At 66.2% G+C, this 7,807-nt stretch carries 7 protein-coding genes; 3 read left to right on the forward strand and 4 right to left on the reverse strand.

The annotated features are described in order from the left end of the window. Positions 1–56 precede the first annotated feature (56 nt). Positions 57–1,010 carry an ABC transporter permease gene (locus NMI01S_RS13165; protein WP_062996958.1) on the reverse strand — a complete coding sequence of 318 codons (954 nt, stop codon included), beginning with the start codon at positions 1,008–1,010 and terminating at the stop codon, positions 57–59. Between the two features lie 2 nt (positions 1,011–1,012). After that, entirely contained in the window at positions 1,013–2,668 is a 1,656-nt protein-coding gene (locus tag NMI01S_RS13170; protein WP_062996960.1) for an ABC transporter substrate-binding protein, read from the reverse strand. A 484-nt stretch (positions 2,669–3,152) separates the two neighbouring features. Here NMI01S_RS13170 and NMI01S_RS13175 point away from each other — a divergent pair, with 484 nt between their 5' ends. Next, positions 3,153–4,553: an NAD(P)-binding domain-containing protein gene (locus tag NMI01S_RS13175; RefSeq protein ID WP_062996962.1), complete on the forward strand. Its 1,401-nt coding sequence runs from the start codon at positions 3,153–3,155 to the stop codon at positions 4,551–4,553. A 126-nt stretch (positions 4,554–4,679) separates the two neighbouring features. Further along, positions 4,680–6,119: a DUF1254 domain-containing protein gene (locus NMI01S_RS13180; RefSeq protein WP_245716836.1), complete on the forward strand. Its 1,440-nt coding sequence runs from the start codon at positions 4,680–4,682 to the stop codon at positions 6,117–6,119. A 399-nt stretch (positions 6,120–6,518) separates the two neighbouring features. Here the strand turns inward: NMI01S_RS13180 and NMI01S_RS35545 are convergent, their stop codons facing one another. Both NMI01S_RS35545 and NMI01S_RS13190 read right to left on the reverse strand, forming a co-directional pair. Beyond that, positions 6,519–6,935 (reverse strand): hypothetical protein, encoded by a 417-nt coding sequence (locus NMI01S_RS35545; RefSeq protein WP_174554511.1) that lies wholly within the window; start codon positions 6,933–6,935, stop codon positions 6,519–6,521. Continuing rightward, complete coding sequence (locus NMI01S_RS13190; RefSeq protein WP_062996964.1) at positions 6,932–7,186, reverse strand: hypothetical protein; 255 nt, start codon at positions 7,184–7,186, stop codon at positions 6,932–6,934. Before NMI01S_RS13190 ends, NMI01S_RS35545 begins: the two co-directional genes overlap by 4 nt. Before the next feature lie 346 nt (positions 7,187–7,532). On the opposite strand from NMI01S_RS13190, the gene NMI01S_RS35625 reads away from it, so the two are divergent. Further along, positions 7,533–7,807 (forward strand): DUF5994 family protein (locus NMI01S_RS35625; RefSeq protein ID WP_245716837.1); only part of this gene is annotated, 275 nt, incomplete at its 3' end.

Below are 7,807 nucleotides of genomic sequence, written 5' to 3' on the forward strand. Positions count from 1 at the left end.
CACGAGCGGGGGGCCTGCGTGGTGACGCTGCGCTGCCGCCTCCGGCCCTCCCCCGCTCATGCCGGGCTCCGCGCGTACAGCCGGGACCGCAGCCGCGGGTCCAGCACCGGATACACCAGATCGACCATCAGATTCACCACCACGAATATCACCGCCGCCAGCACCACCACGGCCTGCACCACCGCGACATCCTGCGTGCGCACCGCCGTCTCGGTCAACCGGCCCAGACCCGAACGGGAGAAGACGGTTTCGACGATCACCGCGCCGGCCAGCAGGTTCCCGAACGTCACTCCGGCGATGGTCAGAGCGGGAAGTGCGGCATTGCGAAGCACCTCGCGCACCAGCACCCACAGCCGGGTCGCCCCCTTGGCCAGCGACACCGTCACATAACCCGCACGCATCCCGCTGTCGAGATTCTCCAGCAGCAGTCGCGCGATCGGCGCCGCCACCGGGATCGCCAGCGTCACCGCCGGCAACACCAGCGTGGCGGCGCCGTCGTTGCCGATCGGCGGAAACCACCCCAGCCGGAAGGAGAACACCTGCAGCGCCGCCAATCCCAGCAGGAAGACCGGTATCGACACCCCGGCCGCCGGCAGCGTCGCGAACAATTCCGCCAGCCACCGCCACCGCGTGTACGCGGCCACGATCGCCACCGCCGTGGCCAGCGCTGTCGCCAGCACCAGCGCGGTGACCGCCAGCAGCGCCGTCTGCGGCAGTACGCCGCTGATCATCGTCCACACGTCCTGCCCCGTCCGGGTGGAGCGGCCGAAATCACCGTGCGCGGCCTGTCCGAGACGGTGCAGATACTGTCCGAACAGCGAGTGGTCCAGACCGTAATAGACCCGGGCCTTCTGCTTGTCGCCGGCGGTGATCAGATCACCTTGAGTCGGATCGAACAGCACGTCGACCGCGTCGTAGGGCAGGACGTAGAGGAGCGCGAAGGTCACGGTGTAGGCGCCCCACACCACGAATACGGCCTGTGCGAGCTTCGCGGCAACGTAGCGCAGCACGACTACCCCTGCTCGATCCAGGTGTCGTAGAACACATTTCGCGACTGCGCCTCGTAGCCGATGTTGTGCACCTTGGCGCTCGCCGCGGTTACCTGCGCGGGGTTGTACACCGGGGCGGTGAGCACCTGCTCGTCGAGCAGGTACCGCTGCGCCTGTTCGGCGGCCTTCGCCCGCTGGGCGGGATCGAGAGTTTTGCTCAGCGCGCTGAGTTTCGCGACCGCCTCGTTCGCCTCGGGACTTCCCGGCGCGAGTTTGGCCATATTCCCGTACTGCGGGGAATACACCTGCTCGAGTACCGAAATGTCGGCGCGACTCTGATTGGCGACCTGGATGTTCCAGCGGCCCTGTTGTGTACTCGCGGCGGTGTAATCGGGAATCGGCAGCACACTGAGCTGCAGGTCGATGCCGATCTTGCGCAGATCCTGCTGGATCAACTGATAGGCGGGCTTGTTGTTGACCAGATTGTCTATACCGAGCAGATCGAGCTGCAATCGGCGCCCGTCCTTGGCCCGGATCCCGTCGGCGCCCTTACGCCAGCCGTCGGCCTCGAGGATCTGTTCGGCCTTGCCCTGATCCTCCCGTAGGTCCGCGGAGAAGTCGACGTAGCCCGGAACCCGTTGCGACACAACGGAACTCGACACCTTGTAACTCGGCGTCAACACGGTCTTGACCAGCGCTCCGCGGCTCCAGCCCAGCTGCACGGCCTGGCGCACGGCCTTGTCGTCGGTCGGAAAGCGATCGGTCTTGAAGTCCAGCGAGATGTCGCGCCCCGGGATGAGCTGCGGCACGATCCGGTATCCCTGCGCCTGCAGCGGCGCTTCGTCGGTGTTGTTGACGTCGAGGATGGCGTCGACGGTTCCCGACCGCAGCGCGCCGGTGCGTACCCCGGCTTCGGGGATGACGTCGATCTCGACCGCGTCCAAATAGGCGTCACCGTTGTGTTTGCGGCTCGCCGGCGCCCACTGGTAGCCGGGCCGCTTCTTCAAGACCGTCTTCTGCTGATAGATGTGCTGGGAGATGGTGAACGGCCCGGTTCCGACGACGTTCTGAGCCTGGCTGCGCTGTTCCTTCGGCAGAACCAGCGTCGAATGCGCCACGATTCCCGAGAAGTACAGCGACAACGCTTGCAGAAATCCGGCACTCGGCCGATCGAAGCTCACCCGCACCGTGGTCGGGTCGACCACCTCGGTGCCCTGATAACCCACCCAGTACGCGGTCACCGGAACGATTCCCAGTCGCTGCTCGCCGCGGCCGAGCAAATCGAAGTTTTCCTTCACCGAATCGGCGGTGAACTTCGTTCCGTCGCTGAAGGTTACGTCGTCACGCAGGTGGAAAGTGAACTGGGTGAGAGCGTCGTTGTACTGCCACGAGGTGGCCAGCCACGGCTCCAGCGCGCCGGTCTTCGGATTCTGGTAGACGAGTTTGTCGGTGACGTTGCTGGTGATCAGCGATTCCGGATAGGAACTTCCGGAGTGCGGGTCGAGGTTCGCCGGGGCGTCGAGTACGCCGAAGCGCAGCGTCCCACCCGGTACGGGTGTGGCGTTGTCGTCGCTCGCGGCGGTCTGGCGGGCGGGTGTGGCGCATCCGGCGACCACCGTCGCGGTGACCAGGGCGAGCGTCAGCGCGCCCAGACGGCGGTGAATTCTACTGTGTGACATAGGGTTCAATTCGTTTCAGGTGGCGGCGCGACGCGCTCGCCAGGTCGGACGCCTCGGGGCGTGCGCTCAGGCTAGGCCGGTCCCGGAACGGTTCCGAGGGTTGCGATCGGCCAGATCGACTACACCGTCGTTGAAGCGGATCTGCACGAAGACGACAGGTACCGTGGACGAACAGCGGATAGCCTTGCGCCGAAGGACTCCGGCCGCAATTCCCATGATCTTTCGGCCGTGGCCGATCAGGATTTAGATTTTCCCGGACCGTAACTCGTGTGAGTGCCGGTATCGAGTTCTACATTGTCGAACGCGGCGGACGGTGGTCCGTCGCCGCGACGTGTGGCATATCGGGTGTCACGCGAGTCTCCCGGTACGCCGACCGCCGCCGCGCCACGGGGCGGCACGAGTCGCGCGGGTTCCCTCCGGGCCGAGTGAAATGGGTTGTCCTGTGGTCGAATCCAATACATCTGCCGCTCTTCACGCGAAGCGTGTGCTGCGTCGTTTCGGGCCCGATCCGGCGAACTGGGTACAACCCACAGCGGCCGATCACGATGTGGTGGTGGTGGGCGGCGGCCAGGCCGGCCTGGGAATCGGCTTCGCCCTGCGCCGAGCGGGTATCACCCGGGTCTCGGTCCTCGACGCCGCTGCCCCCGGCGAATCCGGAGTATGGACGACCACCGCCCGCATGGTCACTCTGCGCACCCCCAAGCAGTGGCCTGAACCCGAATTCGGTTTTCCCGAACTCGGTTTCCGGGCGTGGTACGAATTGGTTTACGGCGAGCAGGCCTATGAGCGTCTACAGCGCATCCCACGGTTGACGTGGGCGCGCTATATCGACTGGATCGGGACCCACCTCGGCATCCCGGTGCGCCACCACACCCGTCTGACCGACATCGCGCCGGGACCCGACGGCCTCACACTCACACTCACCCTGCGACGGCCGGACGGCACCGAAACCACGATCCGGGAGACCACCCGAAAGCTGGTGCTGGCCAACGGCGTCGAGGGAACGGGCGGCCCCTACCTGCCGCCCGAACTCGACGGACTGCCGACGAGCCTGCTCGCACACACAGGCCACGATATCGACTTCGCCCGGTTGGCCGGGAAAACGGTCGGTGTCCTCGGCGCCGCGGCCTCGGCCTTCGACGCCGCGGCGACCGCGCTCGAGGCAGGCGCCACCGCTGTGCACCTGTTCACCCGCAGGCCCGATCTGATCGTGCAGGGCGCGGGTGGTCCGTCCGTCAAGCTCGGCGCGCGCAACAACTATCACCGGCGCGGTGACGAGGCCCGCTGGCAACAGCGGGTTCTCGCCGCCCGGGCAGGCCGCAGCGTACCGCTCGAATCGGTCACGCGAGCCACGGCGTTCGCCGGCTTCCGCATTCACCTGGACGCGCCCTGGCGGGCCGCGACGCAGGTCGGCGACCGGGTCACCGTCGACGCCGCCGACGGCAGGCACACCTTCGACTTCGTGATCGCCGGAACGGGATATCAGTACGATCCCCACACCCGCGCCGAACTCCGCGGCATCGCAGGCGATATCGCGCTGTGGGGCGACCGTTACCGCCCCGACGGAGACCTCGCCGACTCCGCTCTGGCGCGCACACCCTATCTGGGCACCGGATTCCAGCTGGTCGAGAAACTCCCCGGCAGAGCGTCATGGATCGGTCGGATCCACGTCTTCTCCGCCGCGGCGCATCTCAGTTTCGGATACCCCATCGGTGATACCCAGAGCCTGGCGCACCACATCCCCCGCTTGGTCGACGCGCTGGGGCGAGATCTCTACTTCGAAGACCAGCACTCGCCCCAGGCGCCCGAATCCGCAGCGCAACCAGCATCGTTACGACACCACTACGGCCACGCGATCTGGTCGCCCAGGATTCCCACCCCGTAGACCACATCCTGATTCGGGACGGGTGGATTCGATCCGTCGATTCATCCGAAACGGGTGAAGCATCGCGGATATGCCGGCTGGTTGCCTGGTGTCGGCTACGTTGCGATGTGGAAAGGGAGCCGAAGCGTGGGACGCTACGACGAGCTCGCTGATGCCGGATTCGACGGCGGATTCCCGACCGCGGAGACGGTGCGGCTGCTTCGTGACGAACTGATCTTCCAGCGTGCGGTGCAGGCGTATCTGTGGTCACTGCCGGCCGTCAATATGTGGGCGATGAAGGAGGGATCGGAAGCCACCTTCGGTAGCGGCTACCACGTGCTGCCCATCTGGCAGGACCGGATCGACGCGAAGACCCTGGTGACAACCCCGAACTTCGACGTCGTCTACGCGATGGGCTATTTGGACCTCGGCCGCTACGGCCCGCTGGTGGTCCAGGCGCCCGCGGGTGTACAGGGCATGTTCGACGACTTCTGGCAGCGTCCCGTCGCCGGGCCGACCATCGACGGGCGGCTCTGGCGCGGTGACGTGGGCCTGGCCGGACCCGATGCGGGCAAGGGCGGCACCTATGTGCTGCTGCCGCCCGGCTACGACGGCCCGGACCCCACCGACGGCTACGTGTACCGATCCCGGACGAACAACGTCTTCCTGTTCTGGCGCGCCTTCTTCGCCGACCCGTCGGACCTGTCCGACGCGGTGGACCGCATCGAGCAGACCGTCGTCTACCCCCTCGGCGACCGCGGCGCCGCCCCGGCGATGCATTTCCCCCGGGCCTCGGGTGTCCCGTGCGACATGCTGTTCCCCAGTGACGGAACGTATTTCGAGTTGCTCGACCGATTCATCCAGAACGAAGCGGTCGATCCGTACGACATGGACATGCGCGGATTCCTGCACACTCTGGGCATCGAGAAGGGCCGGACCTTCGACCCGACCCCTGCCGATCGTGCATTGCTGGACAAGGCGGCCCGCACGGCGTTCAAGATCTCGAAGGTGACGGTGACCAGCCTGCTGCCGCTCGAACCCGGTGGCACATACTTCCCGGGGCAGCCGTGGGTCAACACGTTCGCCGGGCAGAACACCGAATTCCAGTCCAGCGCAACATTCACCAATCTCGAGCAGCGCACCGCGTTCTTCACCGCCGCCTACTCCGATTCCCCCGGCATGGTCGTCGACATGGTCGGCAAGGGCGCCAAGTATCCGGCGACCATGAGGGACGTCAACGGCGATCCGCTCGACGGCGGACGCTCCTATTCCCTGCGACTGCCGCCCGATATCCCGGCTGCGCTGTTCTGGTCGGTGGCGGTCTACGACAGCGTCACCGCCTCCGGACTCGACAACGGCCAGCGGTTTCCCTCGATCAACACCATGGACAAGCCGACACCGAATCCCGATGGCTCCCATGACATCTACTTCGGACCGCACAAGCCCGCCGGTGCCGACGACACCAACTGGCTCGCCACCGTACCCGGCAAGGGATATTTCGTGATCGTGCGCCTGTACGGACCGGGCAAAGAGTTCTTCGACCAGACCTGGAAGCCCGGCGATCTGCACCTGATCTCCACGGATTGAACGTCCCCGGGCAGGCACGGGTCATCGAGAACTCGCGAGTGAACACACCGATCGAGATCATTGGCGCATGCCACCACTGACCGTGCTCGAACCCGTCACCTGGTCCGCGGGCACCGCACTCGGCATGCTCGCACTGCGCGCCTACCTGATCGTCGGCGCGATCCTGCTGGTGATCAAAGCAATCCAAATCGGCCGCGGCCGAGTCGACCTGCCGGCCGCCTTCGCAGACCCGCTCTCGAGCATCGCATGGAGGACGTCACAGCGGCGCCGGGGCAGGCAGATCAGCGCTGCGTCAGGCTCTGCAGTCCACGCAGTGCCAGTTCGAGTCCGGTCCACCCGCACCGTGAAGGTACAGGCGGACCGGGGTTTTGAAACGTATGAACTCGGACGCGCCGGCGATCAGCGCACTATCGACCGGCGCCCGAACAGTCTTCCCCTACCGTGCCGGTGGGGCGGGATCCGGCTTCCGGGATCGTATTCGGCGATCTCGGAAGGTTCGGATGTGGCGCTGGTGGTGCCCGTGTGACTGTAGTAGACCGGGGTCTCCTGTCGGGTGGACTCGAGTTCGTGGCGGGCGGCGCGGCCACGGCGGGCAGTGCGGCGGGTGCCGGCCAGTAACAGGGCCAATCCGGCGACCGCGATGGCGCCGAGAACCATGCCGTAGAGGAACAGCACCCCGGTCGATCCGGTGACGTGATAGCCGAACACCGCGAAGTTGTCGGACAGGAGATGACTGTTGCCGCTGTTGGCGAATACTCCTGCGACGCCGATGATTACGGCAGCGACCAGGATGACCAGTCCGATGATGACGATCACGGCAATTCCTCGGTTCGGTTGGTTACCCCGCTGGGTGGGCGCGGTTGCTCGAGCCGGTCTCGCCAGCTGGGGTGAGTGCGGATATGCCGTGAGCCGCCGGCGTTTTCGTGCAGGTCGCGCGCGGCCGCCGAATCGTGGTGACGCAGGCCGGGACGGGCTCGCCGCGGGTCGACACCGGATCGGCGGCGATCGACCAGGGCCATCGCGACCGCTCCGATCGCCATGCCGGCGAACAACGCAACGATGATCATGCGTGTATGCCGCGCTGGTTCCGGACGTCGCGGCGAATCTCGTCGAGTTCATGCCCGCGCGCCGCGAGGTCGACTGTCATCGGATGAACAGGGGGTCGGAGTGGGTAGGTGCCATCGTTCACAACCTCGGTTCTGATCCGGCCGAGGATGGCCGGATAACTCCAGCGTAGGCCACTCCTACACCGTATGTCTACGGCGTAGACGAACAATGTAGTCACACGGTGAAACCCGAGGCTGATGAAAGAAGCGACACCGATGCGGCAACCCCCGGCTCCCCAGCCCCGGCGGCTTCCACTGCGCCTGCGATTCATCTCCGAAGCCGACGAACGCGCACCGTCGACGGGGCGTGGTGGCCGCACGGGACGATCTCTTCGCGGAACTGCCGGACCTGCCGGCGACATTCGAGCCCGGCTTCGGGGCCGTCTACCCGATCGTCTACCACCTCGGCGAATGGTCCACCGCGCCAAGGGCATTCAACACAGCCGAGCATCGCGTGCGGCTCGACGGCTACCGGCACCGGCCGCACCAGAGCCAGCCCCCGACCGCGCCATCGGGGTTCTACTGTCGATCGGTATGGCGGCGGACGAGCCGGACTGGACTGGCCCACCACCGTGCCCGAAG

Source organism: Nocardia mikamii NBRC 108933 (genome assembly GCF_001613505.1).
Classification (GTDB): Bacteria; Actinomycetota; Actinomycetes; order Mycobacteriales; family Mycobacteriaceae; genus Nocardia; species Nocardia mikamii.